At 46.7% G+C, this 26,241-nt stretch carries 24 protein-coding genes; 4 read left to right on the forward strand and 20 right to left on the reverse strand.

All coding sequences use genetic code 11. The features are described from left to right. Positions 1 to 320: 320 nt before the first annotated feature. From CXK86_RS21735 to CXK86_RS21750, 4 genes are all read right to left on the reverse strand, one after another. A complete protein-coding gene (locus CXK86_RS21735) occupies positions 321 to 1,388 on the reverse strand; it encodes an AI-2E family transporter (protein WP_076212453.1) in 1,068 nt (355 codons plus the stop codon). Between the two features lie 296 nt (positions 1,389 to 1,684). Beyond that, positions 1,685 to 1,894, reverse strand: coding sequence for a hypothetical protein (locus CXK86_RS21740; protein ID WP_017686815.1), 210 nt, complete (start codon positions 1,892 to 1,894; stop codon positions 1,685 to 1,687). 10 nt (positions 1,895 to 1,904) lie between these two features. Beyond that, positions 1,905 to 2,426, reverse strand: a complete 522-nt coding sequence (locus CXK86_RS21745) for a PRC-barrel domain-containing protein (protein ID WP_017686814.1) — start codon at positions 2,424 to 2,426, stop codon at positions 1,905 to 1,907. Between the two features lie 164 nt (positions 2,427 to 2,590). Continuing rightward, on the reverse strand, positions 2,591 to 3,742 hold the full coding sequence (locus tag CXK86_RS21750; RefSeq protein WP_036674524.1) for a cysteine desulfurase family protein: 1,152 nt from the start codon (positions 3,740 to 3,742) through the stop codon (positions 2,591 to 2,593). 132 nt (positions 3,743 to 3,874) lie between these two features. Between CXK86_RS21750 and CXK86_RS21755 the strand changes: the two genes are divergently transcribed. Next, a complete protein-coding gene (locus CXK86_RS21755) occupies positions 3,875 to 4,249 on the forward strand; it encodes a hypothetical protein (RefSeq protein ID WP_076252947.1) in 375 nt (124 codons plus the stop codon). Between the two features lie 177 nt (positions 4,250 to 4,426). Here CXK86_RS21755 and cymR read toward each other — a convergent pair whose 3' ends face one another. Then, entirely contained in the window at positions 4,427 to 4,846 is a 420-nt protein-coding gene (gene cymR, locus CXK86_RS21760; RefSeq protein ID WP_017686811.1) for a cysteine metabolism transcriptional regulator CymR, read from the reverse strand. 321 nt (positions 4,847 to 5,167) lie between these two features. Here cymR and mnmA point away from each other — a divergent pair, with 321 nt between their 5' ends. Further along, a complete protein-coding gene (mnmA, locus tag CXK86_RS21765; RefSeq protein ID WP_036616942.1) occupies positions 5,168 to 6,292 on the forward strand; it encodes a tRNA 2-thiouridine(34) synthase MnmA in 1,125 nt (374 codons plus the stop codon). Positions 6,293 to 6,423: 131 nt separating this feature from the next. Here mnmA and crcB read toward each other — a convergent pair whose 3' ends face one another. Genes crcB through CXK86_RS21785 form a run of 4 tightly spaced genes read right to left on the reverse strand, consistent with a single transcriptional unit; the run spans position 6,424 to position 9,455 of the window. Then, complete coding sequence (gene crcB / locus CXK86_RS21770; RefSeq protein WP_076252948.1) at positions 6,424 to 6,783, reverse strand: fluoride efflux transporter CrcB; 360 nt, start codon at positions 6,781 to 6,783, stop codon at positions 6,424 to 6,426. Continuing rightward, entirely contained in the window at positions 6,780 to 7,181 is a 402-nt protein-coding gene (locus CXK86_RS21775; protein ID WP_036674530.1) for a fluoride efflux transporter FluC, read from the reverse strand. The genes crcB and CXK86_RS21775 overlap by 4 nt, the downstream gene beginning before the upstream one ends. Positions 7,182 to 7,214: 33 nt before the next feature. Then, on the reverse strand, positions 7,215 to 8,522 hold the full coding sequence (locus tag CXK86_RS21780; RefSeq protein WP_076252949.1) for a replication-associated recombination protein A: 1,308 nt from the start codon (positions 8,520 to 8,522) through the stop codon (positions 7,215 to 7,217). Positions 8,523 to 8,564: 42 nt separating this feature from the next. Continuing rightward, complete coding sequence (locus CXK86_RS21785; protein ID WP_076252950.1) at positions 8,565 to 9,455, reverse strand: LysR family transcriptional regulator; 891 nt, start codon at positions 9,453 to 9,455, stop codon at positions 8,565 to 8,567. Positions 9,456 to 9,591: 136 nt separating this feature from the next. Here CXK86_RS21785 and CXK86_RS21790 point away from each other — a divergent pair, with 136 nt between their 5' ends. Beyond that, positions 9,592 to 10,335, forward strand: a complete 744-nt coding sequence (locus tag CXK86_RS21790; RefSeq protein WP_076252951.1) for an SDR family NAD(P)-dependent oxidoreductase — start codon at positions 9,592 to 9,594, stop codon at positions 10,333 to 10,335. After that, positions 10,332 to 11,234: a DMT family transporter gene (locus tag CXK86_RS21795; RefSeq protein WP_076252952.1), complete on the forward strand. Its 903-nt coding sequence runs from the start codon at positions 10,332 to 10,334 to the stop codon at positions 11,232 to 11,234. Before CXK86_RS21790 ends, CXK86_RS21795 begins: the two co-directional genes overlap by 4 nt. A gap of 123 nt (positions 11,235 to 11,357) precedes the next feature. Here CXK86_RS21795 and CXK86_RS21800 read toward each other — a convergent pair whose 3' ends face one another. The 11 genes from CXK86_RS21800 to CXK86_RS21845 all read right to left on the reverse strand — a co-directional run bounded on the left by CXK86_RS21800 (position 11,358) and on the right by CXK86_RS21845 (position 26,139). Then, positions 11,358 to 13,538: a HelD family protein gene (locus tag CXK86_RS21800; protein ID WP_076252953.1), complete on the reverse strand. Its 2,181-nt coding sequence runs from the start codon at positions 13,536 to 13,538 to the stop codon at positions 11,358 to 11,360. Between the two features lie 137 nt (positions 13,539 to 13,675). Then, positions 13,676 to 13,846, reverse strand: coding sequence for a hypothetical protein (locus CXK86_RS32255; protein ID WP_164783408.1), 171 nt, complete (start codon positions 13,844 to 13,846; stop codon positions 13,676 to 13,678). 45 nt (positions 13,847 to 13,891) lie between these two features. After that, the gene (locus tag CXK86_RS21805) at positions 13,892 to 14,698 is read right to left on the reverse strand and encodes a DUF4097 family beta strand repeat-containing protein (protein WP_127551062.1); all 807 of its coding nucleotides are present in this window, start codon (positions 14,696 to 14,698) and stop codon (positions 13,892 to 13,894) included. A gap of 21 nt (positions 14,699 to 14,719) precedes the next feature. Further along, positions 14,720 to 15,385 carry a TetR/AcrR family transcriptional regulator gene (locus CXK86_RS21810; protein ID WP_076252955.1) on the reverse strand — a complete coding sequence of 222 codons (666 nt, stop codon included), beginning with the start codon at positions 15,383 to 15,385 and terminating at the stop codon, positions 14,720 to 14,722. Positions 15,386 to 15,531: 146 nt separating this feature from the next. Continuing rightward, entirely contained in the window at positions 15,532 to 17,331 is a 1,800-nt protein-coding gene (locus tag CXK86_RS21815; protein ID WP_076252956.1) for an ABC transporter ATP-binding protein, read from the reverse strand. A gap of 73 nt (positions 17,332 to 17,404) precedes the next feature. Beyond that, positions 17,405 to 18,703 carry an NCS2 family permease gene (locus CXK86_RS21820; RefSeq protein WP_036616916.1) on the reverse strand — a complete coding sequence of 433 codons (1,299 nt, stop codon included), beginning with the start codon at positions 18,701 to 18,703 and terminating at the stop codon, positions 17,405 to 17,407. A gap of 244 nt (positions 18,704 to 18,947) precedes the next feature. Next, entirely contained in the window at positions 18,948 to 19,706 is a 759-nt protein-coding gene (locus tag CXK86_RS21825) for a tRNA threonylcarbamoyladenosine dehydratase (RefSeq protein WP_076252957.1), read from the reverse strand. An 18-nt stretch (positions 19,707 to 19,724) separates the two neighbouring features. Next, complete coding sequence (gene aspS / locus CXK86_RS21830; protein WP_036616911.1) at positions 19,725 to 21,503, reverse strand: aspartate--tRNA ligase; 1,779 nt, start codon at positions 21,501 to 21,503, stop codon at positions 19,725 to 19,727. A 213-nt stretch (positions 21,504 to 21,716) separates the two neighbouring features. After that, on the reverse strand, positions 21,717 to 22,970 hold the full coding sequence (hisS, locus tag CXK86_RS21835; RefSeq protein WP_076252958.1) for a histidine--tRNA ligase: 1,254 nt from the start codon (positions 22,968 to 22,970) through the stop codon (positions 21,717 to 21,719). 821 nt (positions 22,971 to 23,791) lie between these two features. Further along, on the reverse strand, positions 23,792 to 25,060 hold the full coding sequence (locus CXK86_RS21840; RefSeq protein ID WP_076252959.1) for an SEC-C metal-binding domain-containing protein: 1,269 nt from the start codon (positions 25,058 to 25,060) through the stop codon (positions 23,792 to 23,794). A gap of 632 nt (positions 25,061 to 25,692) precedes the next feature. After that, positions 25,693 to 26,139, reverse strand: coding sequence for a hypothetical protein (locus CXK86_RS21845; RefSeq protein ID WP_076252960.1), 447 nt, complete (start codon positions 26,137 to 26,139; stop codon positions 25,693 to 25,695). Positions 26,140 to 26,241: the final 102 nt, after the last annotated feature.

Genomic DNA, 26,241 nt, shown 5'->3' on the forward strand with positions numbered 1-26,241 from the left:
TCGCGGTACCACCCTGGTTATTGCTGTTCATCCCTTGCTGCCCGGACAAACAAACAATCTCCTCGTTAATGCGAAATAACGGTCGCTCCCGGCAGGGTTGTCCTGCACTCCGAAATTAGCTTTCCGCCGCTTCATCTTTCAAGACTCTTCCAGCCATCAGTTCAGGCTCACCCTGATCCGATGAAGTCTATTCTCTGAGGAAAGGAACCCTCGGCGTACTTTATTTCATCATCGATTTCATGTTCTCAACATACACACTCATTATATCGGTAGCACAAGCGGGTGTCAACGCGGCCTCGTTGATGTTTTAACCCTGCTATTTAGTCGGTCCTTCGTTTGATGTAATAGGCGAAAAAGTGTTGCACAATCACCTTCAGCACGGCAAAAACGGGTACTGCCAAAATTAAACCTACAATGCCTGCCAGTTCACCTCCGACGAGCAGTGCAAATATAATCGACAGTGGATGCAGATGCAACGTACGTCCCACCACCTGAGGAGAAATAACATTACTCTCCAACACCTGGCACAGTGTGTTCACAATGACAACAAGTAGTACCATTTTAAACGATACGGTTGATGCCATGACCACAGCAGGAGCAGCTCCAAGGAAAGGCCCCAAGTAGGGCACAATGTTAAACACAGCTACAATGCTTGCAAGTAGCAGGGCATACGGCATATCAATGACGATATAACCAATGTAGGCAAAGATACCAACAATGACACAGACAATAAACTGTCCCCGAATGTAGTTCCCCAGTGCAGTATCGATCTCTTTCATCACCGAGACAATCGCTTTCCGACGTGAACGCGGAAGATACGCCACAATGGTGCGCTCAAACACCTCAAAGTCTTTTAACATATAAAAGATCAGAAATGGCACGATAAACACATTGAATAACACATTAATGGTCGCCCCGATATTGTCCATAAGCACAGTAATTCCCTGAGTTAGTCGATCCTCCATCTGAAAAAACCAACTGTTCATGCCTGTTCGCACACTTGGCGGCATTAATTTGTGATCCATATTGTTCATCAGGCTCTGGGCACGCATGGATAGCTCCGGCATATGCTCGTTGAGTTCCCCCAGCTGTTCAATCAATACCGGAATGACATTCATCAGAATGACACCGAGGCATGTCAGGAAAAAGGCATATATGAGTAGAACCGCAATTGTACGCGGCACCTTGCGCCCTCCCAGCATGCTGACAATCGGATTAAGTACATAGGATATGATAAGGGCTACGATAAAGGGTGCCAGCACTGTTTTCAGGAACGCATATATGTGAAGCAGTAAAGGCCGCAGCAGCCAAATAAAATATAAAATGATCAATCCGAGCAGCAGCCAGATCGCGTAACGGAACAGCTTGTTTTTGGTTAATTGCTCCACTTGCATCTCTCCTTTTGGACTGGCTCTGAGAGTCAGTATATGTAGGAAAGGTAATATTTATTAACACAGCGCAAAAGTGGAAAGGAGTAATCCGAACATTTTTTCTTAAACCCAAAAAAAACGCCTCCTTCATCAGAGAAGGAAGCGCATTTTGCAGTACGGGTTAGCATATAATCAACCATACACCAGCCGAACCACTATGTAACCGCATCTATATACATCTGCCAACAATTAGCGACAGCCTCCCATGACAGACATTGTCATGAAACCGCATATAGAGGAAGTTATTCTGCTTATTAAGAAGAAGCGTGAAGATGAGGGAAGTCTTGTGGCAGCTCGTCCCCGAAAAACAGATCATCCAGGGAACTCAGCGTACCGTCTTCTTCCACCTGATATACAGACATTTTCTCACCGTTCACCGTTAATTCGATAAAGCATCCCCAGCAATAAAACTGGTGGGAACCAATTTTCCCGATATCTTTGGAACTACAGTTTGGACATTTCATATTCATTCACCTATCCATTAACAGAATGAATGGCATTTTCCAAGCGTTGTTCACTCAGAGACGGCACCATAATGGCACTTTCCCCGATGGACATATCGCTTGTACATGGCAGCCATTTGCGGCCCTCGATCAGATCGGACACAAAACCGTCCGTAATTTCAATCCCTATTATTGTATTTCCCAACTCTTGGTCAAAATAAACATCGGAGACACGCCCGAGCAGCAAACCTTCTTCGGTGAGCACGGACATCTCCTTCAATTTAGACCGACCGAGGAGGTACGTGTATTTTATGTCGTCGGCTCCCGTCTTGCGGACAGCCTGTTGATTACGGATCATGACGGCATCTTCGCCGTAGGCAACGATATCTTGCCACTGCACGATTTTGACATGATTGGTAAACAGACCTTTGTTCTCAAGCTCAATGCCTTCGATCTCCCAATCATCATTCACAATGAAATCCTGGATTTTACCGACCTGCTTCCCGTCCTCAACATCAAAAACGGCAAGTCCGATCATTTCCTGAAGCTTCATCGCTGGGTCCCCCTCATCTTCTTATCATTAAATAGGCGCGGCGCTATTGCTAGGTATGCCCAAAGTTGATGAGTGGCAATCAGACGCCGATCATCAAAACCGCTTCTATCCAACCGATGAAATGGAACTTCTTCCCTCCTTCTGTTCCATGTGTAAAGTTCCCCTTAGGGTCTATTACGCAGTCGTCCAAGAATGGTTCCAATTTTTTCGGCGGTTATCATGATTTCTTCCGTAGTATTACCCAATCCCCAGCTAAATCGAATCGCAGAGTGTAAAAATGTTTCAGGCAATTTCATCGCTTTGAGCACATGAGAGACTTCAAGTGAACCGGAAGTGCAGGCAGAACCGCTTGCAACAGCAATTCCTTCCATATCCAGATTCATTAACATCGTCTCTGTGGACACTTCCGGAAAGCTGATATTCAGGATGTTTGGCAGCGTATGCTCCAGGTGTCCATTCACGTGAAAGTGCTCCGTACCCACATGAATTTCAAGCTGTTCCAACAAAAGTTTACGCAATTCCAAATCATGCTGACGATGCACCTCCGTCTGTGCTGATGCAATCTTGAGAGCCTCTGCAAATCCGGTAATACCTGCGATATTTTCCGTACCAGCCCGACGCTGACGCTCTTGCAACCCACCGTGAGCTCTTGCTTCCAGCACAATTCCTCGCCGTACATAGAGTGCACCCACGCCCTGAGGTCCGTTGATTTTATGCGCAGAGAAGCTGATCAGATCCACAGGCAGTTCCTTACAGGAAATATTCTGGCTGCCCAGAGCCTGAACCGCATCGGTATGGAAAAGGATATTATGCTGACGGGCAAGCTCACCTACCTCGCGAATCGGCTGAATGGTGCCCACTTCATTGTTGGCATACATCATGGTAATCAGCACCGTATCCGGCCGAATGGCCTCTTGCAACTCATCCAGATTTATTCGTCCATGACGATCCACAGATAGATAGGTTACTTCATAACCTTGCCGCTCCAATTCCTGACACGTATGCAAGACAGCGTGGTGCTCAATTGCGGTTGTAATGACGTGTTTCCCCTTATCCTGCCTGGATGAGACTGCTCCAAAGATTGCCAGATTGTCGCTCTCCGTGCCGCCTCCAGTGAATACCAATTCGTCCGGGAAACAGCCCAAAGACGCCGCAATGACATCCCTTGCTCCGCTGACAGTCCGTTTGGCCTCACGCCCAAAGGCATGGATACTTGATGCATTGCCAAATTGTCCTGTCATGACGTTCATCATCGCTTCTGCGACTTGTGGATGCATAGGTGTCGATGCGGCGTGATCCAAATAAATTCGTTTCATTTATCTTCACCCCGTTATATGTTAAATTTCTATCTCATGGCAAACTGTCAAAATTGGAAACTGAAACGGATGCTCTATTGTCACATCTTCGTGTATAATGTTATATATCCATTTCAAAAAGGAGAGAGAGACATGAGTAATCCCATTCTCAGGCAGATTCTGAATCAGCTTCAACAAATGGACAAACGATTCGACAGTATTGATGGACATCTTGGAAAAATAGACCACCGGTTTGATGCTATGGAAGAGAGGCTCGGTGCCGTAGAGAGCAGACTCGACACTGTTGATCGCACACTCAATGCTATTGAGGAACAAACTAAAAACATTCCGCTTCTTCAACAAGCTGTTCTGGAAACATTGACAGTTACGAAACGTCTTGACGCTTCCCAATCCGCCTCTGAACGCAAAGTAACTACCGAATTGAATACCCATCAGCACAGCATTGATATTTTGAATCGCCGTCAGTTACGCTTGGAAGCTGATATAGAAACCTTAAAAAGTCGCTGATTTACAAGTGATCCAGTTAAGTTCACACTTGACCATCTTGTTAATCCCGCGGCTGAATACATAGCCCTGCTCAATTAAAATGATCTGCAGAAATTGAAGAACAAAGTACCCATTGGCATGTCTAAAGCCCCCAAATTGGAGGCTTTATTGTGTCTTCTGTGATGCGAATTAGTGACCTTAAATGTAAAACATGTAGCTGTCTTTTTTGTCCTGATCCTGGAAGGTAATCAGGTCTTTCAGTGTTGTGGAATCCAATACTTCCGCAATCCCGTCACGAATACGCAACCACAGATCACGCTTCGCCGGATCATCTTCCTCCGTGAAGTCTACTGGAGAGATTGGCCCTTCCAGTACACGGATTACATCGCCTGCAGTCACGGTTGCAGGATCACCCGCAAGGATATAACCGCCGTAAGCACCTCTAATGCTTTTCACCAGTCCTGCATTACGCAGTGGAGCAATCAGTTGCTCCAAGTAATGCTCCGAGAGCTGGTTGCGCTCAGCAATGCTTTTAAGTGATGTAGGGCCTTCGCCTATTCTGGCAGCAAGCTCCATCATGATTGTGAGGCCGTAACGGCCTTTTGTCGATATTTTCAAAGGAGTCACCTCTTTCAATTTTCAGAAACGATTGGAAACTTTATATTTAATCCTATGGTCCATGACCGTCTGTTTCACGATCTGTCCACAGCGGAGATGCATTGAGATTAGCATAAACCTTCTAATCCTCCGTATTCCGATCATAACCCTCAGCTAATGTTAACATATCTGCATGCTTTATGGAAAAGAAAGATTGACGATATTCCAAAATGTGCGTCTGTGGTGGACACTATCCAAAATTGGCCGGGTGTATCGTATCTTGAGTCCGGTTATGCTAGAATAAGAAACGAAACACATTTATATATAGAAATGGTGATAACGATGTCCAAAACAATTGAAAATACACGGGTCGTCGTTGGCATGTCCGGAGGTGTCGATTCTTCCGTTACCGCACTGCTGCTGAAAGAGCAAGGGTACGATGTCATCGGCATTTTCATGAAAAACTGGGATGACACCGACGAGTTCGGCCACTGTACCGCTGAAGAAGATTCAGAGGATGTACGCCGCGTATGTGAACAGATCGGCATTCCTTACTACACTGTCAACTTCGAGAAAGAATATTTTGATAAAGTATTTACCTATTTCCTTGATGAATATAAGTCGGGCCGCACGCCAAATCCGGATGTCATGTGTAATCGTGAGATCAAATTTGGTGAATTCCTGAACAAAGCTCTGGATCTCGGCGCAGATTATGTAGCCACAGGACACTATGCTCGTCTGATTGAAGAAGATGGCACACTCAAGTTGCTTCGTGGTGTGGACAACAATAAGGATCAAACGTATTTCCTTAACGCACTCAATCAGAACCAGCTGTCCAAAGCCATGTTCCCGATTGGTCATCTGCCCAAACCGGAAGTACGCAAAATCGCAGAAGCGGCTGGTTTGTATACTGCCAAGAAAAAAGACAGCACAGGTGTCTGCTTCATCGGTGAGCGTAATTTCAAAGAGTTCCTGAGTAACTATCTGCCTGCCAAAGGTGGAGACATGGTTGATATCGCAACCGGTGAAGTCAAAGGTCGCCACGACGGTCTGATGTACTACACACTTGGACAGCGCCAAGGTCTTGGCATTGGTGGTTCCGGCAATGGTGAACCCTGGTTTGTTGCAGACAAGAACCTGGAGAAGAATCAACTGCTTGTTGTTCAGGGCGATGCCCATGCAAGCCTGTACTCCACTGGTCTTACCGCAACGGGTGTGAACTGGATTGCTGGTGCAGAGCACATGCCTAATGTGCCATACCGTTGTACTGCCAAATTCCGCTATCGTCAGCCGGATCAAGGTGTAACATTGACCTGGCAGGAAGATGGAAGTGTGGATGTACAATTTGACCAGCAGCAAAAAGCCATCACGCCAGGACAAGCCGTTGTTTTCTACGACGGAGAGGTCTGCCTGGGTGGGGGTACGATCGATCAGGTGCAAAAAGTACCTGTACCCGCAATGCAATAATAGAGCTTGTCCATTAAAATGCGGATTATACACAATACCGTGTATCCCTATAAAAAAAGCCGTCTTTCATGTATACCATGAAGGATGGCTTTTTTCCTGCTTATTTTTGCAAAAAAATAAAAAATAGTTCGTTATGCAGTCAACCAGACTCCTGCCCAGGCGGCCAACACCCCAACTAGAACCGAACTTACAACGTAGAGCGCCGCGCTTGCGTATCGTTGTCGACCCATAAGTCCTAACGTCTCATAACCAAAGGTAGAGAACGTGGTGTACGCACCGCAAAATCCGGTTCCCCACATCACCCAGATTCCATCTGAGATCATTGCAGATTCATGCCACCCATATAACAACCCAAGCAACAGTGAACCACTGATGTTGATGATCCATGTTCCCCATGGAAAGGCCATTCCCAGCAAGCCAGAGACCCATTTTCCCAGACTGTAACGCAGTACCGCACCCAGCACACCTGCAAAACCAATCCACAGGATCATGAGGCATCACCCTCTTGTCTTTGTGCTCCCAACATACGATGTCCAAGGCTCATTCCCAGCGCACAGAGCAACAATCCTGCCAACAGACTCACGATCATATAAATAGCGGCACTGATCCATTCGCCCCCTTCGGATAAACGAACAATATCAAGCGTAAACGTGGAGAATGTCGTAAATGCGCCAGTAAAACCTGTACCAATCGCCAGTCGAAGTTGTGGTGTTATTTTGCCTGGAACAGCTATGGTAAAGAACCAACCCAAAAAAAGGCTGCCCATCGCATTGATTAACAGCACCGCCCAAGGGAACCCCCCATGGACAGTTGGTATCGCTAACTGTATGGCATATCGGGTCAATGTACCGAGAAATCCACCCGCCCCTATATACAAAAGCTCTTTCATGTTGTGTGCATCTCCCGAGTGATCTGACTGATCTTATAGATCTCTGCGCCGCTGTTGGTTCAGCCTGATCTTCGATTCGTTACCCTGCTCCGTTGCCTCATAGAATACTCTCCGTGAGAGCTGCTTTGGCAAATATTCTTGTTTCACGTAATGCCCCGGATAGTTGTGTGGATATTGATAGCCCTCATGTCCAAGCTTCACGGCACCTGAGTAATGCGTATCTCGTAAGTGAAGCGGAACTTCTGCCGATTTCATCTCATCAATCGCGTTCATGGCTTTGGAAATGGCGGTGTACACCGCATTGGATTTTGGACTTTCGACCGCGAACAGAATCGCTTGTGCAATGTTCAGCTTGGCTTCGGGCCAGCCGTTATTTCGGTACGCATCAAGTGCTCCAATCGCCTGAGTCATGGCTTGCGGGTTTGCAAGTCCAATATCTTCACTGCTCGCTGCAATCAGACGCCGAATGAAGGTCATCGGGTCCATGCCGAGCTTCTCCACCGCGTATAGAAACCAAAACAACGCCGCATCACTGGAACCCCGAATACTCTTGTGAAATGCAGACAGCACATCATACTGTGTGGATTCATCTGCCTTCACAATGGGGCGCCGAATAGACTCTTCAGCTACACCAAGCGTGATATGAATGGACCCATCCTTCTCCGGTGGCGTGGTCAACGCAGCCAGTTCAAGCGCATTAAGCGCACGCCGAATATCTCCGTTGGCCATCGTGGCAATATGCTCTAGCGCCTCATCGTCCGCCTGTAGTTCCATGAACCCCAGACCTTTGTCCACATCACTCAATGCTCTGCGCATTGCAATTAGGGAATGATCCTTGTTCAGCGATTCCAGCTGGAACAGGGTGGAGCGACTCATCAAGGCTCCATTGACATAATGAAAGGGATTCTCTGTTGTTGCGCCGATAAAAATAATCGTACCCTTCTCTACCGCTGGCAATAGCGCATCCTGACGTGAACTGTTAAACCGATGTACCTCGTCGAGGAACAAAATGGTTTTTGTTCCATACAGCTGTTTGTTCGTTTGGGCCTGTTCGATAACTTCACGCACATCCTTGACGGAAGCTTCCACTGCATTCAGACGTACGAACTGTCCTTGCGTTTGCTGGGAAATAATATGTGCCAAGGTTGTCTTGCCACATCCCGGAGGGCCGTATAACAAGATGGACGAAATCTGATCAGCCTCGATGGCGCGCCGGAGTAATTTCCCTGGTCCAATAATATGTTCCTGTCCAATATATTCATCCAGATGCTCTGGCCGCAAGCGGTCCGCGAGCAGTCTAGCTTGTGGTTTTGAGTCCTGTTGAAACGAAAATAAATCCATTGCTCATCACTTCCTTAACGGATTGCCTTGCCTTGATTACAATTATACTTCTGATGGTTCTCCACTCTCTATCATATCATACTCTCGCGGTAACATAGCCATAAATGCATGAAGTGCACTGCTGACAAAGGTATCCTTGCGAGTAATAAAATGAGTCATCATGCGATTCATACCTACGGGGAGTGTATGCGTGCGCAATAATCCATTTTTGATCTGATGCCTAATCACAATCTCTGGTAATAAGGAAATTCCCATACCGGACGTAACTCCACTAATAATCGCTTCAAGGGTTCCGAATTCCATAATTACTGGACGGGTAACACCACCCACCTCTAACCATTCCTCCAAAACCTGACGATAGGAACACCCCATGCTGTAGACAAGAATAGGTTTACTCTTAAGATCTTCATCCGTAGGACCCATACCAGAATAGACAACAAATAGTTCCTCATCAAATACGGGAATAGAAACGATATCAGGATGATCACAGGGACAGCCTATAAATGCTCCCTCCAATTCATACCCAATAACCTGATCCATAAGCATCTGCGAATTGCCAGTAACCAGTGACAAGGAGACATCTGGATACTGTTTGTAATATCTGACGAAAAGTTCAGGTAGCCGCACGGCCGCTGAGGTTTGTGTAGAACCTATTCGCATTGGACCCGATGGTGTGCTCGTCGCCCGAAGCGCCTTGGAAGCATCATTCAGCAAGCCAATAATTTTATCTGCATAGGTCAGCAGCATCTCTCCGGCTGGAGATAACGTCATGCCTCGGTTATGACGAATGAACAACGTTGTACCTACTTCTGCTTCCAGATGCCGAATTCGTGCCGTTACGTTGGATTGAACATACCCCAGTTTAGAGGCAGCTTTGGTCAGATTCCCTTCCTGTGCAACACACTGAAATATTCTAAGATCCCCGCTCTCCATGGTCCCTCCACTCTGACATCATTCAAAATGATATCCGCTTCATTACCAATCATTATACTTCATGTGTAAACCGGACTACAATTCATGTAGATCCCAAACCAGTCATCTGACTGGATGATGATAAGGAGTGTTCAGCATGACATACTGGAAAAATAGAGTTGCTCTGATCACAGGTGGTGGAACAGGTATAGGACGTGCTGTAAGTGAGATGCTCGCTGAACGCGGAGCCTTGGTCGCTGTCAACTATTCCCGCTCACAAGATGCAGCAAGAGAGACTGTTCAACACATTTTGGATACGGGAGGCCATGCATTCGCCGTTCAAGCTAATGTTGCCAATGATCTTGATGTCCGGCGGATGGTCACTACAATAACTGAAACCTACGGCCCGATCACTGCACTTGTAAATAACGCCGGAATCACGCGTCATATCCCCATGCACGATCTGGAGTCTGTTACAGATGACGTCTGGAATGAGCTACTTGATGTGAATGTGAAAGGCATGTTTCATTGCGCTCGTGCAGTGACGGAAGGCATGAGACAGGCTGGCGGTGGTTCTATCGTGAATTTGGGCAGCATCGCAGGCAGTACGGGCTCGGGCTCCTGCCTCCCTTACGCCGTCTCCAAAGCGGCCGTTCACGGTCTAACTTTATCACTTGCGCACGCACTCTCACCACACATTCGGGTGAATGCTATCGTCCCTGGCGCAGTTGCTACAAGGTGGTGGGCTGGAAACGAGGAGCGAATGTATCGTCTTGGTGGAGAAGTGTTATTACAGCATATTGCCTCACCTGAAGATATCGCACACATGATCTGTGCTGCGCTGGAACAGCAATCCATGACCGGGCAACTAATTACTGTAGATAGCGGACAGACGTTATGAGCTCCAGTCATGATAAAGATACCCGGATCATCAAACCATTGAAATATACATTATTGATCATTTTGACAACGTTAATCATGGGCACTTCTTTTCCAGTTGGCAAGATCGGCATGTTATATGCCCCACCTTTCCTGCTCATGGGCATACGTTATATACTGGCAGGTGGCTTGATGGCCTTGTTCCTTCGTAAACGTCCTTTGCCTACTGGATGGCAGTCTTGGTTGAAAATAATCCTTATTGGCCTGTTCCAATCCGCAGGAGTGATGGGCTGCGCCTACTACAGCATGAACTGGATTACATCCGGTGAATCCGCCATTATTACGTTTACCAATCCGCTACTGGTCATTATCCTCAGTGCTCTCTTATATAGAGTGACCTACCGTTTCAGTCAGTGGATCGGTGTTATACTCGGTTTCATCGGGATTATGTTAACCTTTGGAATGCAAATGAGCTTTAGCCCCGGAACCTGGATTGGATTTGGTGGAGCGATCTCCTTTGCCGTGTCCACATTGCTCATCAAACGCTGGGGCAATGGCTACGATACTTTTGTCTTAACAGCCTATCAGATGCTTGCTGGAGGTGCTGCGTTGCTTCTGCTGAGCGTATGGACTGAACAGCCTCACTTTACGATCAATACCACCTCGGTTATGGCGCTGCTCTGGTTAACGCTTGTTTGCTCCATCATTCAGTTCTCACTCTGGTTTTATCTGCTTCAGAATAGTGACCCAGCCCAAACCAGTTCGTATCTGTTTCTGGCGCCGTTCTTTGGTGTACTATCGAGTTGGATTTTACTAGGAGAGCACGTTCAGTGGTTTGCATTAGCAGGCGGTTTATTTATTGGTGTTGGCATATTCCTGGTGAACCGTCGCTCATCCAGAATGAGAAATAGCGTAACATAAACTTGAACTCCCCCATCGTTCTTCCTTGGAAGATTAATCATTTCTCGCACAAAAGCAAAAAAGGCATGCGCTTATGGGACTCTCCATAAACGTCATGCCTTTTTCTGTATAAATAAACTTTATCTAGCCAAGCTCTGGCCAACCCTGAATGGTTACGGACTCGCCATCGGGATTATGTGTTGCAGCCGCATAGATCGGCAGTTCACCGTCATGGAACAACCACAATTCGTGCAAGGCCCGTGTACAACCAACGTACAACAGCTTTGCATCACCTGCATTTGGCAAATAATGCTTCTGATCTACGTCTGCCACAATAACGGCATCAAACTCCAACCCTTTAGACAGATAGACCGGTAAAACGGAGTGCCCACCTGTGTACTGCTTTTTGCCACCATCGATCAAGTTTAGATCCCAGCCTGCAGCCTGTAGGTCACGGTGAAGTTCCTCTGCTTCATGCAGTGTACGAGTCAGGATGGAGACCGTTCGGTAGTCTTTGACCGTTAACAGCTTCAAAGCCTGCTCCAGACTCGCCGTCCGCCCTTCGCCTCCATAAGCCAACGTCCGAACCGGATCACCACTACGGAAAACAGGAATCGCCGTAATCCCGCTCTTGACACCACGTTCCAGAATCGTGTTGGCATAATCGATAATTTCCATCGTTGAACGATAACTTCGGGTCAATGCAAAGTATGCATTCTGTTCCTCAGGAAATAAAGAACTCATCTCTTCCCACGCATGAACACCACGGTACTCATGAATGCCTTGAGACAAGTCACCCAGTATGGTGAAGGAATGCCCTTTGACGAACTGATCCAATAACGCCACATGAAAAGGGGAAAAGTCCTGCGCTTCATCGATCACAATATGATCAAACCGCTCCGAGCCCTCAATATCATGGACCAATGTATGAATGTATACCAATGCAGGCAGATCCTCTTCACGGACGATATCCTGTTTCAGATCTGCTGCGGTTTGTTTCATGACTAGTTTTGGAATCAGCCCGCTGAGCGAGGCTGGCACACAGCCGCCCTTTCCAGCTTTGAACAGCTGTTTGTATAACGTAAGCGGCTCGTATTGAGGCCATTTTTTGGCATAAGCTTTCTCACGAGTAGACGCTTTTTTCTTGCGTTCTTTACGCACAGCTTCTGGCATCGGTTTCTTAAGTTCCATCTCAATCCAGCGGTGAACTCTCGCCATAACCCGTTCTTTGCGTTTGGCCAGTGGATAATGTTTGTATTCCTCACCGAACCAGTTCTCGATCTCTGTCTTGCTAAGCACCTTACCATCCCATGGACTGAAGTCCGTATCCGGTACGGAATCCGCTTCCATCCCCGACAACCATTCTCGAATAAGCTCCATGAAACGGATGGATCCTTTGTAACGCCCAGGTACATCATCATTCAATTCAGGTCGTGCATCAGGTTTTTCGAACCAGGTGTTCAATGTATCCGACGTATTCGCCAAAGGCATATCCAGCCCCAGCAGGTTCATCGCCCAATCCGGGAATGTCCGCTGTTGAATGTCCCCTACTCCAAGTTCCGGAAGCACATCAGAAATGTAGTCCAGGAACATATGGTTGGGTGCAAAAATAACCATTTTCTCCGCAGATACCTGCTCCTTATACTGATATAGCAAAAAGGCAAGTCGATGCAGGGCAACCGTCGTTTTCCCGGATCCAGCTACACCCTGAATGATCAATGCAGTGTTTCTCGCCGCACGAATAATCAGATCCTGCTCCGCTTGAATCGTAGATACGATATCACGCAGTTTGTTATCCTTGTTCTCTCCGAGACGATAAACGAGGAATTCATCAGATACCGCTGGCTGGTCGCTATCACGGTTATATGTATCCGCCACACGTTCCAATATCCGCTGCCGAATGACAACGTTTCGTTTCAGATATACGAGACCTTCAATAAGCCCTTCCGGGGCTTCATACGTAGCGGAGGCTTCCCCTCCCGTAAATGAGTAAAACAGGCTTGCGACAGGAGCACGCCAGTCGATGACGAGCGGATGCTCTCCCACCTCTTCGCGGTCTACGCCAATTTTGCCAATATACAGCGGTTTCCGTGCACCACTGCCCTGTTCTTCGAAATCCAAGCGTCCGAAATAGGGTTGCTGCGCGCTCTTGGACAAGGCGGTGCGGCGCTCTTCGCGTCCAGCTTCCAGCACTTGTTCTGTGAAGTCGTGGCCGGTGTATACCGGAATGTTCTGCAGTCGTTCCAGCTGACTATCCACTTCCTCCATCGTTCGCTCTAACCTGTACTCTTCTTCTTGATAGGCACTTTGAAAGCTGTCTGACATGTTTCAGTTACCTCCTAAGAATATGTTTTGCTCTGCATCGCCTAGATCTGGCAATACAAAAGGATACTTACTATATCACATAGGGCAATTGAAAGCCACATCCGTTTTTGTAGGCTTACTTTTGTAATATATGAGGCTCATCTGAATTGATAATTAATGATGGCACTGACAAGCGCACAACAACCAAACAGAATAAACCACCAGGCCCACTTGTTTCTGGCCAGCCTGCGCCTGCTGTTTAATGCGCCGTAAATCCCGATTAGCAGTACGATGGTGGAAAAACTAATCCCTACAATCCAACCAGCCATTATACCTACCGCCCCCCTTTGTTTTCAGTACACACGAACAGTCTCTCATTTCCTGGATTTTAGATGAAAAGCTCCTCCTCGAATATCCACTTGGAATTCACTTTTTCCACTTTTGTGTATTAGACAGTTGCTGTCCCCATGAAGGGGAGTCAAATCAAATTCGCTTTTTAACGCTCCTGATCTTCTTTTAAGTAAAATTCGGAAACCTTCGTTATCTGGAATGGAAACCACTACTTTTGATCCTGTGGATACGGAATGCAAGCTCTCCGGCATCTTGAGACAATCCATATTCAATCCTCTGCCTGTAGTTGTATACTGCAAGTGACGGAATTCCCCTGATATGTCGATCTTGGCTGAACTGGATTGAAGATTAAGCTTATCTGCACTAAGGTGCTGCCCTTTCACTATCGATGCCAATGCACACAGTTCAAGCTCATCCATCCTCCCTGATAGGTCTACACTACCTGAGGTGATCTTACATTGACAGCGAGTGGCCAGAAGCCGATTCAACCGGAGTTGTCCTCCTGTGGAGTTTAGTAAAATACGATCAAAAACCCGATCAGGAAGCTGAATCTCCAATGCTGTTCTAGCAATATTTATTCCAACGAGGCCTCTCCTTTTTCTCCCGTCTACAATGCTTAAGGTATCCCCTCGTATGTTAACTTGCATCAGCCTTCGCTTGGAAAAGCACGCATCCGCATATTGCATAACGTGAATCAGTTCATCCACACTCGGAAGAACTCTGATATCTCCTGACAACCAATTTAACTGTATATCATGAATGGGTTGATCAATGTCTATGCTCTTGCATATGGCAAGCTCACTACTTTTCAACATCTTTTCCCTCTCCATTTCAAACAATCAGGTATATGTTTATTCCGCCTCCGCATAGCCTCCTGTGCTGGCATGGCGATTCGTAATTCGCTGAATGAGCTGTTCGCTAACGATATCTGCTCCCAAGAGCTTCATCATGTGTTGCAAAAACTTAAGCCTTTCCAATGTCTGCTCCTGATCTCTGCCAAATAGAAAAGGGTTGATCCAAATGTTAACAAGCAGCATGAAGATTTCAGCACACTCCAGCGGATATTCGACTGAAATGGACCCATCTTCCTTGCCTTGTTCCATAATATTGGCAATAATTCGTGCATCCTTCAGAACACCTTTTCTGATCCCTCCAAGAACAAACTGCGGATTCTTGATCTGAGTGCTAAGAACCTGATCAATTGAGTTGGACTGAATTCCAGGATCAACGATAATATTTTCCAAAATACTGATGAGCTTCTGTCTGGCATTCGGAGCATGCGTGTTCTGGATGAGTTCCATAAACATGTCTTCTGCCCGCCCGAGCTCCTTCTCCATCACTGCACTAAGGATATCCTCCTTGGATTTGAAATGATGATATATCGCACCTTTAGACATACCTAATTCATCTATAATGTCTTGAATACTGGTTTTTTCATATCCCTTTTCGGTAAACATTTGAGTTGAGACAGTCAGAATCAGGTCCAGTGTCTGCTCAGGATATTTATTTCTGGCCATAAGTTCCTCCTTATACATACCAACGGTCGGTATCTATAATATAGAGTATGTTGGTCTTACTGTCAATATGAGGAATTTTAGAAAAAGAAAAAGGATCTCCGTTGAAATACCTCATGGGTATTACGGAGACCCTGTATTAATGAGAATTACTCTTCGTTTTGTACTGTAGTTGCATTGCCTTCCTGTGCCACAAACTGTTTTTGAGCTAACTCACGGTATACCGGATGATTGCTAATTAATTCCGTATGCGTTCCTGTTCCGGTAACATGCCCATGCTCCAATACAACAATCTGATCGGAATCCACCACTGTGGACAATCGGTGCGCGATCACGATCGTAGTTCTTCCTTCCATCAGATTGGACAATGCTTGCTGTACTTCATACTCCGAGGTGCTGTCCAGACTGGATGTCGCTTCATCCAACATAAGAATATCCGGACTGCGCAGTAAGGCACGAGCAATAGCAATCCGCTGACGTTGGCCCCCGGATAACTTGATTCCCCTCTCGCCCACTTCCGTGTCATAGCCCTGTGGCAGCTTGTCGATAAAGTCGGCAGAATAGGCCATCTCAGCAGCTCGTCGGATCTCATCCATCGTGGCCTCACGACCTAATCCGTACGTGATGTTGTCTTTGATCGTACCCGCCATAAGTGGACTTTCCTGAGATACATACCCAATCTTGCTGCGCCAGGAGGCCAAAGAATAATCTGTTATGGCTTGTCCCCCATATGAAATATGGCCTGAATCGGGCATATAAAACTGCTCCATCAAAGAGAACAGTGTTGATTTGCCGCTACCGCTTGGACCGACAATGGCTGTCACTTTTTGTGTAGGTACCGTCAAATTGATTCCGTGCAACACTTCCTCACCTGTAACATAGGAAAAATGTACATCATGGAATGCAATCGTCTCATTTCCTTTTGGCGCTACCTTAGTGCTGTCATGTGGCTCTTCCTCATCGGCAAGAATAGCTTGTATGCGCTCCGTTGCACCTACGACTTTTTGCAAACGGGAGTATAACGTCGTGAATTGTCCCATTGGCATAATGACCTGGAACAACAGTAAAATGAACGCAACCAGTTCACCAGGCGACAACAGTCCAGACGCTACGCGCATTCCCCCCACACCCAGAATAACGACTAGAACGGCAGTCATGACAAATGTAAACAAAGGACCGATCAGAGCAAGAATGCGCGCTTCCTGCAAGCCAAAAGCAAACATTTTACGAATCCGGGAATCTCCTGCTTCCACTTCCTGTTTCTCCGTTCCGTAAGCTTTCACCAAGCGGATCTCGCCAATAACCTGACTGAGCACGGACGTAAGACCAGCCATCTCATCCTGCTGCTTCTTGGAGATCTTGTACATTTTCTTACCCACCGGCAACAGAATCAACAGCGTAAGCGGCACCAGACTCAGAATAATGAGCGACATCACCCAATCCAAGTAAAATAGTAATGCCACGCCACCCACAACAGCAACGATGTTGGATACAAAGGAAACCAGATAATCCGCGATCAACGTCATGATCTGGCTTGTATCATTCGTAATCCGGCTCATCGTATCGCCTGTACGATTGCGGTCGAAATACGGCATTCGTAGCGACAATACCTTGTTCCACAGCTTGGTGCGAAGTGTTGCGACGACGCGTTGTCCGGCGTAATTTAACATATAAATGCTAATACCCGAGGCAATCGCCTGAATCACAAATGCCCCAAGCAATAACAAAATAACAGATTTGTTCAATGCCGAAGTGGTTAATCCATCAATCAGACCTTTGGTCATCAATGGCACGATCAGTCCGGCTGTAGTTTGAATCAGGGTTAAGATGAGGGCCAGAATCAAGATCAGTTTTGGCGGGTTCGTGGAAGCGATAAGCTTGACGAAATCCTTAAATCCCTTTTTTCCTACCTTCGGTTCATTCTGCCCTGTTTGTTGCTGCTCTTCCATTCCCGTTCCTCCCGTTCTCCATCTGCTCACCAGAGATCATACGTATGAACTTACATGACGTTGCCTTTTGTTATTACAAAACTCCATGCAACACAAAGTTGGCTAAAAAGAGGATGGAAATGCCATACATGACCACAGGCACCTGTTTACCTTGACCTGCTGCCAGCTTCGCTAATGGATAGGCAATAAATCCAAACGCCATACCGTCCACGATGCTATATGTAAATGGAATCATGACCATGATCAGAAATGCCGGGAATGCCTCTGTGAAGTCACCAAAATCCATATCTTTCACACCTTGTACCATCAGGCCACCAATAATGATCAAAATGGGTGCAATTGCACTGTCCGGAATGTAACCGAGCAGTGGGATGAAGAAAAAAGTAGCCCCGAATAACACGGCTGTAACGAGCGGAGTCAAACCTGTGCGACCGCCTGCTGCAATTCCGGCTGTAGTCTCGGCTGCAGCAACTGGAGGGCTGCTTCCGAATACGCCTGCCAATACGGTACTAATGGATAGTGCGCGTAGACTTCCTTTGAACCGCTCTGGACGACCAATCATCTGTGTCTGAGCGGTAATTAATCCGATATTTTCGAACACCACAATTAGCAGTAGCAAAAATACCGCGATCCAGAATGCGACATCAGCCAGTTTCATCAAAGATAATTCGCCAAACAAGCCGCCGTATTGACGCAGCGCATCCATAGCTGATACGGACTCACCCGGGTTCACTGCACCAAGTACATAGGCAAGGCCTGTCCCGACCAGAATACTGATCAGAAGTCCACCCTGTACGTTACGTATAAATAAAATCAAGGCAAGCACCAGCGTAACGCAGGCTGTAATGACATTGGGATCATTGAAATGCCCAATCGCAACAAACGTGGTCTGATGTGCGATAACGATTCCACTTTTTTGCAAACCGATAAATGTCAGAAACAAACCAATCCCGACCGTAATGCCATGCTGCAGATTTTTCGGGATTGCTTCGCTGATCATTTTGTATAGTGACGTAAACGCAACAATGGCAAACAGTATACCTGTAACGGTTACAACAGCCAGCGCTTCTTGCCAGCTTAATTTCATGGAATGTACAAGTGTATACGTGAAAAATGCATTAATCCCCATTCCGGGTACCACGATAATCGGTGATTTTCCGCCAAATGCCATGAGCAAACATCCTGCAATGGACGTCAGCAGTGTTCCAACCATAGCTGCCTGCAAAGGCATCCCGGCATCGGAAAGAATTGTAGCATTGACCATAACGATATAGACCACGGCAAAATAGGAAATGGCTCCCGCCACAACTTCCTTCTTCCACTGGTCTCCTGGCTCCATGCCAAGACGTCTGGTCATCCATCCGTGTTTCATTTCGTTCTATTCCCCTCTCTGTAGCCGCAAATTCTTTATGTATGTATCATCATTTCGCGCAGCAGTGAATATCATACACGGTTTTGACTTTGAAGTACATGACGTAACTCTGACATTTATCTAGGAATACAGTTCGGCTATCATAGACGATTGACGTCCCATCCGCTCCTCTCTTGCGAAGTATGATCACACAAAAAAGCGCAGATGCCTTATCAGCATCCACGCTTCTTCAGTTGGAAACAAGTTACAGCTGCTTGTTCTCTGCAATTTCTAACAAATCCTTAATCGCAACACTGACCATAATCAGTCCGGCTACCGGAGGCACAAATGAGTTACTCGCAGGTGGCTGTTTAGCCTTGCGAATTTCCGGAGCATTCTCGGGAACGATTTTTTGTGTTACATCCTCACGCGGTTTCATCGGCTTTTCAGTCGAGAAGACCACTTTCACACCTTTTTTGATGCCGTCTTTACGAAGTGTCGTACGCACAACACGGGCAATCGGGTCCATGGTCGTTTTCGAAATATCTGCAACCTGGAATTTCGTCGGGTCCATTTTATTCGCCGCACCCATACTCGAAATCATCGGAATTTTACGTTTCAGGCACTCTTTAATGAGATGGATTTTGTAGATAATCGTGTCGGATGCATCCAGCACATAATCCAGATCATATTTGAACAATTCCTCATATGTTTCTTCCGTGTAAAACATATTCAGGGCAATTGCATCACATTCCGGATTGATCAGTTTCACACGTTCCACCATCAGATCCGCTTTTTTCTGCCCCACTGTCGTAGTCAGAGCATGAATCTGGCGGTTAATATTGGTGATGTCCACGACGTCCTTATCAATCAGGATGATACGCCCAACGCCGCTACGGGCAAGAGCTTCTACAGCAATTCCACCTACGCCGCCAATACCGAGCACAGCGACTGTACTATTCTTCAATGTGTTCAGACCTTCAGGTCCGATCGCAAGTTCTGTTCTTGAAAATTGATGGAGCATTGAGAATCGATGCCTCCTTTATTTCTTTTCCGCTACCGGTTTACGGGCTACGCGGATATGCAGTTGTTCCAATTGTGAGTCATCCACTTCGGATGGTGCATTCATGAGCAGATCCGTTGCACTTGCCGTTTTCGGGAAGGCAATCGTTTCACGCAGATTCGTGCGGCCCGCCAGCAACATCACGAGGCGGTCCAGACCAAAGGCAATACCACCATGCGGTGGAGTTCCATATTCGAAAGCTTCCAACAGATAGCCGAATTTCTCATTCGCTACTTCTGTAGAGAGTCCAAGGGCAGCAAACATTTTCTCCTGAACATCACGTTTGTAGATACGCATTGAACCGCCACCTACTTCATAACCATTGAGAACAAGGTCATAGGCTTGAGCACGGATTGCACCCGGATCAGTGTCGAACAGATGTACATCTTCGTCTTTTGGACGTGTGAAGGGATGGTGTTCTGCCACATAACGTTTCGCATCTTCATCATATCCGAGGAGTGGGAAGTCCACAACCCAAGCAAATTTGAATTTGCTGTCATCGATCAGTCCAAGTTGACGGCCGATTTTCAGACGCAATGCGCCCAGAACGTCAGCAACCACTTTTTTAGTGTCTGCGGAGAAGAGCAACAAGTCGCCATCTTCAGCACCAGTACGTTCTTTGACAGCTTCGATTTCTTCAGGCGTGAAGAACTTCACGATTGGCCCTTTGAACTCGCCGTCTTTCACTTGAATCCAAGCCAGACCTTTCGCACCGTAACGTGCAGCAAATGGTCCGAGATCATCGATCTCTTTACGACTCCATGTGCCACAGCCTTTAGCGTTCAGCACTTTCACTTCTCCACCTTTTTCGATGACAGAAGCAAATACTTTCACACCACTGTTTGCTACGATATCGTTCATTTCAACCAGTTCCATACCAAAGCGCAGATCTGGTTTGTCTGAACCGTATTTACCCATTGCATCTGCATACGTAATCCGTTGGAAAGGCAGTTCCAGCTCAATTCCTTTGGTTTCACGTAGCAATTTGGCCATCAGTTCTTCCATCATTGGCAGCAGGTCATCCTGTTGCAAGAAAGAAGTCTCGATGTCGACTTGAGTGAATTCTGGTTGACGGTCTGCACGCAGATCCTCATCCCGGAAACAACGAGCGATCTGATAATAACGCTCAACGCCACCAACCATCAGCAATTGTTTGTAGATTTGTGGGGATTGTGGCAAGGCGAAGAATTCACCTTCATGCACACGGCTCGGTACGAGATAATCACGCGCACCTTCCGGGGAGCTCTTGGTCAGGATTGGTGTTTCCACTTCAACGAACTCTTCTCCATCCAGGTAGTCACGGAACACTTTGGATGCTTTGGAACGCAGTTTCAATGTTTCAAACATTTCCGGACGACGCAGGTCCAGGTAACGATATTTCAAACGAAGGGATTCATCAACTTCGACACCATCTTCAATGAAGAATGGAGGTGTTTTAGCTGCGTTCAGCACTTCGATTTCTGTAATTTGAACTTCAATTTCGCCTGTAGGCAGGTTTTTATTAACAGTTTCTGCATCACGTTTAACAACTTTACCCGTTACAGCGATAACATACTCGCTACGTACGCGATCTGCGATTTGCAGAGCTTCACCGGAATAAGCCGGGTTAAAGACAACTTGTACAATCCCGCTGCGATCACGCAGGTCGATGAAGAGTACGCCCCCCAAGTCACGGCGGGTCTGAACCCAACCGTTCAATGTTACTGTTTCACCGATGTGTGCGGGTGTTAATGCGCCGCAATGATGACTTCTTTTCATAACCAAACTCCTCATTATGTGAATTTCCGTTCTGTGTGGGCAGTTAGTACCTGCTCTTCAACAGTCCGGTTACGTGTAGACCATGTATTCGAAAAGGCATGTTACCTCTGGCTCGCCAACTTCCGCTTAATTGGAATCGTCGGTGAACCTCAGTACTTTTGCCGGATCAATTGTTTTACTCGAAAGTTTTGATCTTAATGTAACACTTCGTGCTTATTTACCTTCGCGAATTGTCGCTACCAGGTCATCAAGTTTCACGGTTTGTTGCTCACCCGTATCCATTGATTTGAGGGCGATCTCACCACGCTCCAGCTCGTCATCACCAAGGATGGCAGTGTAGCGGGATTTGAAACGGTCAGCTGATTTCATCTGTGCTTTCATCTTGCGACCCAGATAATCACGTTCCCCAGACAGTCCAGACTGACGAAGTTTGAACAACAGACGGTTCACTTCACGATCAGCAGCCTCTCCCAGAGCAACAAAGTACACATCCAGTGGAGCCAGCGTACTAACCTCAATATTTTGGTGCTCCAGAATCAGTTGAATACGCTCCAGACCAATACCGAAGCCGATGCCCGGCTGATCAGGTCCGCCGATATCTCCAACCAGACCATTGTACCGACCACCGCCGCCAACCGTATCTATTGCTCCAATACCTTGGGCTTTTAATTCAAAAGCAGTTAGCGTGTAATAATCCAAGCCCCGTACCAGACGATTGTTCACAGCATAATCCACTCCGAAATCATCCAGGTATGCCTGCAGCTTGGCAAAGTGATTCAAAGACTCTTCATCCAGACTATCCAGTATCGACGGTGCCCCAACGAATTTGTCTTGATCGACTTTGCAGTCGAGCACACGCAGCGGATTACGCTCCATGCGGGACTGGCAGTCCTTGCACAGGCTGTCTTTCATCGGTCTGAGGAACCCAAGTAACGTCTCGCGGTATTCTGCACGGCTGGTTGAGTTACCAACGGAGTTGATCTCCACTTTTACATCCTTCAAGCCGAGCTCGACGCACAACTGGTAACCTAGTGCGATTACTTCGGCATCAATTGCCGGGTCCAGCGCACCGATGGCTTCTACACCAAACTGGTGGAACTGACGCTGACGGCCTGCCTGCGGACGCTCATACCGGAACATCGGACCGATGTAATAGAGCTTGCTCACATCCGGTTCACCGTAGATTTTATTCTCTACATACGCACGGACAACACCTGCTGTTCCCTCTGGACGAAGAGTCATGCTGCGATTGCCTTTGTCATCAAAGGTATACATTTCTTTCTCAACGATATCGGTAGTCTCTCCTACACCGCGTACAAATAAAGAAGTCTGTTCGAAGATCGGTGTGCGAATCTCACGGTAATTAAACCGTCGACACAGATCTCGTGCTTTTTCTTCTACGTACTGCCATTTCTCGACAACTCCAGGCAGTAAGTCCTGCGTTCCAGTCGGTTTTTGAAAAGCCATCTTGATCCCTCCAGCATTGATTTTTTTCTCTAAAAGTTAAAAAATTCTACACGTGATCACTGCGCGGGCAGAACAACCTTACAATCGCTGTTATCCCCAGATTTTTCGAATTAATTTTATAATGTGGAAATCCGGGGATAGCATATGCTTCCGATGCAGCTTTCTTTCAGAAAGCTTTTAGGCGAACGCTTCGCTTCTACAGCTTGGTTCTACAATCTCCGTTTTCGTGTATTTCTTTTAAATCAACTTATATAACAAAAAAATCCCTCGCCCTGTCGCTGTGTATACAGCAAACAAGGGACGAGAGATTGTGTAATATACATTCACCCGTGGTACCACCCACATTCCGGAAACCTGACACTTTAGCCGTTCAGGTGATCTCTGATGATTCAACATTGCATAAGGCACTGTGATCAGCAGATATTCCGCTCTACGTGTAACGCACGTCCTGCGCAGGCCAGCTACTGGTCAACAGATCATATCTGCTGTGTTCGCCGTCTGTTCTCGGGGAAGTCATTCGTCCGCTCATCAAGAGAATCCTTACAGCCTGGGGATTCCTCTCTGGTCATGTGGGCACGGAGTACTTGGTCCCGTCATCAAATCAGTAATATAGTTCAAAAATCGACTTGTATTGACTATAGTCAACGTATTATTTTCTGATTGTAATGAACCGCAGTGCTAAAGTCAAGGGTTAACACGAAAAGATAGCTCTAAAAAAATTTTGCTAACACGCTGCACCGGATGGGGGAGTGACAGAAATCACGGATAATAGAAGCTGGATTCATCATATGAATTCCAACTTCTATTCGCTTCTTATTTCTCTATTGTTGCAGCATCCACTTCAACAGATCCGGCGCGCTCGCCCATAAACGGGAATGCATAATGACATATTCAATCGCTTCGTCGGAGTCGCCCATGCCGACAAAGTCAGGGAGGTTATGCGGCAGCCGTTTCAAACCCAACAGGTAATCAGGCACATGTTTGTTCACACCCCGGGCCACACGGTACAGCATTTTGAGCTGGGAGGTGATTCCGTTTTTCTTATATTCCAGAATGATCTTGTCATAGGCAAAGGCCGTTGCGGCGTCACCTCTTCCATACTCCTCCAGCAATTGCTCTGCCTGTTCCAATTGGTTGCTGTACAAATACACAGCAGCGAGCAGGTAACGTGCTCCGGTATTGTCTTCCGTATTAAGCTCCAGCATATGCTCCAGAATCTGTGCTGCTTCATTCGTATCTCCGCCAAACCAGCAGGATTCGGCATAACTTTTGCATATCCGGATATAGGGACGAGTCTCATGAAGCCCCCAGAAGTCCCCTTTGTTCTCCTCAAAGAACAGTTCGCCCAGTTCACGTTTGCCAGCAGCGATTCCTTCCTTGAGGTAAGATCGTGCATCATTCTCATTGTCCGATTCCTCAGCTAGAATAAGATACGCATCAGAGCTGTCAGGAAACATCTCCAGCGCTGTTTCCGCCAGATGTACTCTCCGTTTGGAAGAGCTCGCTTCCCTCGCCTTAGACAGCAGAGCCTGTGCTTTGTCTTTCGATGTGCCTGGACCGTTCAGCATCAATAGCTCGTCCGTTTCACCGCCCATGCCGTATTCTTCGATGTAACTATTCATCTCCTTAACCTTCCGGGAGATCGTGCCTGTCGTTACCTCATATTTATCAGCCAGCTCAGCCTTTGTGACATTGAAGCCGTATTCCTCGGACAGCAAAAACTCAATTGCAGCAGAGAACGAGCCTGTCTTCTTCACAGTAGGGCGGGTCTGACGGGAGTAGCCGTTCCATAACACCAGAGCTTCCAAAATTACCTCTGGCTCATATTGGTTCCTCATGTTCTCAATAGTCTGCAGGGCCAGCTGTTCGTGAGCCGGGTGCTCCCATCTCAAATCGCTTGCCACCATCTTTTTCAGCTTGGTCAAGGTCAGTTTGCTCTCAGGCTGAATGGAGGCTTCCCGGACCGGCTGCTCCGTTGATATTATCCCCAGTATGGATTCTACTGCAGAGGACTCCTTGTTCAGACAACATTTCTTATATTTTTTCCCACTACCGCATGGGCATAAATCATTTCTTCCAATCTTACTCAAAACTAATTCCCCCTTAAATCTGTCTCTAGCCATTCGCATGAGAACTCTGTTGCTTTAGCATTGTAGGTGTCATTTCTCAAACGAGGCATTCTATATTACTTTCAAATTCCATCGATCAAGCAGAAACCGCTGCCCCGTACTTATATAAAAAAGGCGGGGCCGTTTCAGCGAGTATATGTTCATCTGGAATATGACGGATCACTCTGGCGATGAATTCCTCATACTCTCTGTCATAGGATTGGATTCGCCTGAACCCAATCGCTGGAGCTAGATTTACCGTCCAATGTAGCCCAACTATGAAAACAATTCGCTGTAGAATATATAAACCCATCTCTCTATTCTAGCAAAAATTGAATAAAGGGGTAAGCTCTACCCAAAACATACACATTCTCAGCTCAAAAAAAATAGCCTGCACACGGTGTGCAGGCTCAAAGGATATATAAAAAAAGGGGGTCATGTGTGTTATTATAAGCCCACTATGTTAAAGGCTTATGTATGTAATATTACAGTAATATTACAAAAATGATAGCGCTTTATAAATTAGTTTTTTTAATATCCTCATGATCAAAAAGCCCTTGCACATCACTCGACTGTGTAGTCGAGCAGTGCAAGGGCCAAGAAGTATCTACACGTTAATTCAAATCTTCCACATAGGCATGGTTGGAACGAAGCTTATGAACAATCTCGTCATAATCCTCATCCCTTACTTTGGCAGACAGAACATAATGCAGATCATTATAATCCGCCGAAGACACATCTGCAGCATTCAGCAGGTCTCCATCCTCATTCACTCTGTCACGAGTATCCCGTTCTGCATCACGGTCCACATTGGCTACCACAGGGATCACATTTTCGCTGGCTGGAACACCAGGGGCTGCACCTACACCCATTGCTCCGTTGGTGCCTACGCCACCTGCTGTATTATAAGGCACCAGTGGCACCATAACACGCGTGTCTCTACCTATCGCACTATCCAGTTGACCTACTTCCAAATGCTCTGTACGGAACGTCTGAAGTGAAGTTCTTGCTCCCTCTGCCTCGTCCTCGGTTCGAAAATACGCCTGAATATGTTTTGTCATGTCAAACCCTCCTTTTTCGGAATGAGATGCAACGTGAAGTTTGGTAACCCCACGATGTAACGTAGTTAAGATACATCAATGTATGTCAGTTGTACTGGCTGA

Origin of the sequence: Paenibacillus sp. BGI2013 (assembly GCF_002843485.1) — a bacterium.
GTDB classification, from domain to species: domain Bacteria; phylum Bacillota; class Bacilli; order Paenibacillales; family Paenibacillaceae; genus Paenibacillus; species Paenibacillus amylolyticus.

Bases quoted from the DNA above. Each gene is read 5' to 3' on its own strand.
- CXK86_RS21740 (WP_017686815.1), bottom strand. From the start codon at position 1,894: ATGAAATGTCCAAACTGTAGTTCCAAAGATATCGGGAAAATTGGTTCC.
- CXK86_RS21745 (WP_017686814.1), bottom strand. From the start codon at position 2,426: ATGAAGCTTCAGGAAATGATCGGACTTGCCGTTTTTGATGTTGAGGAC.
- CXK86_RS21750 (WP_036674524.1), bottom strand. From the start codon at position 3,742: ATGAAACGAATTTATTTGGATCACGCCGCATCGACACCTATGCATCCA.
- CXK86_RS21755 (WP_076252947.1), top strand. From the start codon at position 3,875: ATGAGTAATCCCATTCTCAGGCAGATTCTGAATCAGCTTCAACAAATG.
- mnmA (WP_036616942.1), top strand. From the start codon at position 5,168: ATGTCCAAAACAATTGAAAATACACGGGTCGTCGTTGGCATGTCCGGA.
- crcB (WP_076252948.1), bottom strand. From the start codon at position 6,783: ATGATCCTGTGGATTGGTTTTGCAGGTGTGCTGGGTGCGGTACTGCGT.
- CXK86_RS21775 (WP_036674530.1), bottom strand. From the start codon at position 7,181: ATGAAAGAGCTTTTGTATATAGGGGCGGGTGGATTTCTCGGTACATTG.
- CXK86_RS21780 (WP_076252949.1), bottom strand. From the start codon at position 8,522: ATGGATTTATTTTCGTTTCAACAGGACTCAAAACCACAAGCTAGACTG.
- CXK86_RS21785 (WP_076252950.1), bottom strand. From the start codon at position 9,455: ATGGAGAGCGGGGATCTTAGAATATTTCAGTGTGTTGCACAGGAAGGG.
- CXK86_RS21790 (WP_076252951.1), top strand. From the start codon at position 9,592: ATGACATACTGGAAAAATAGAGTTGCTCTGATCACAGGTGGTGGAACA.
- CXK86_RS21795 (WP_076252952.1), top strand. From the start codon at position 10,332: ATGAGCTCCAGTCATGATAAAGATACCCGGATCATCAAACCATTGAAA.
- CXK86_RS21800 (WP_076252953.1), bottom strand. From the start codon at position 13,538: ATGTCAGACAGCTTTCAAAGTGCCTATCAAGAAGAAGAGTACAGGTTA.
- CXK86_RS32255 (WP_164783408.1), bottom strand. From the start codon at position 13,846: ATGGCTGGTTGGATTGTAGGGATTAGTTTTTCCACCATCGTACTGCTA.
- CXK86_RS21805 (WP_127551062.1), bottom strand. From the start codon at position 14,698: ATGGAGAGGGAAAAGATGTTGAAAAGTAGTGAGCTTGCCATATGCAAG.
- CXK86_RS21810 (WP_076252955.1), bottom strand. From the start codon at position 15,385: ATGGCCAGAAATAAATATCCTGAGCAGACACTGGACCTGATTCTGACT.
- CXK86_RS21815 (WP_076252956.1), bottom strand. From the start codon at position 17,331: ATGGAAGAGCAGCAACAAACAGGGCAGAATGAACCGAAGGTAGGAAAA.
- CXK86_RS21820 (WP_036616916.1), bottom strand. From the start codon at position 18,703: ATGAAACACGGATGGATGACCAGACGTCTTGGCATGGAGCCAGGAGAC.
- CXK86_RS21825 (WP_076252957.1), bottom strand. From the start codon at position 19,706: ATGCTCCATCAATTTTCAAGAACAGAACTTGCGATCGGACCTGAAGGT.
- aspS (WP_036616911.1), bottom strand. From the start codon at position 21,503: ATGAAAAGAAGTCATCATTGCGGCGCATTAACACCCGCACACATCGGT.
- hisS (WP_076252958.1), bottom strand. From the start codon at position 22,970: ATGGCTTTTCAAAAACCGACTGGAACGCAGGACTTACTGCCTGGAGTT.
- CXK86_RS21845 (WP_076252960.1), bottom strand. From the start codon at position 26,139: ATGACAAAACATATTCAGGCGTATTTTCGAACCGAGGACGAGGCAGAG.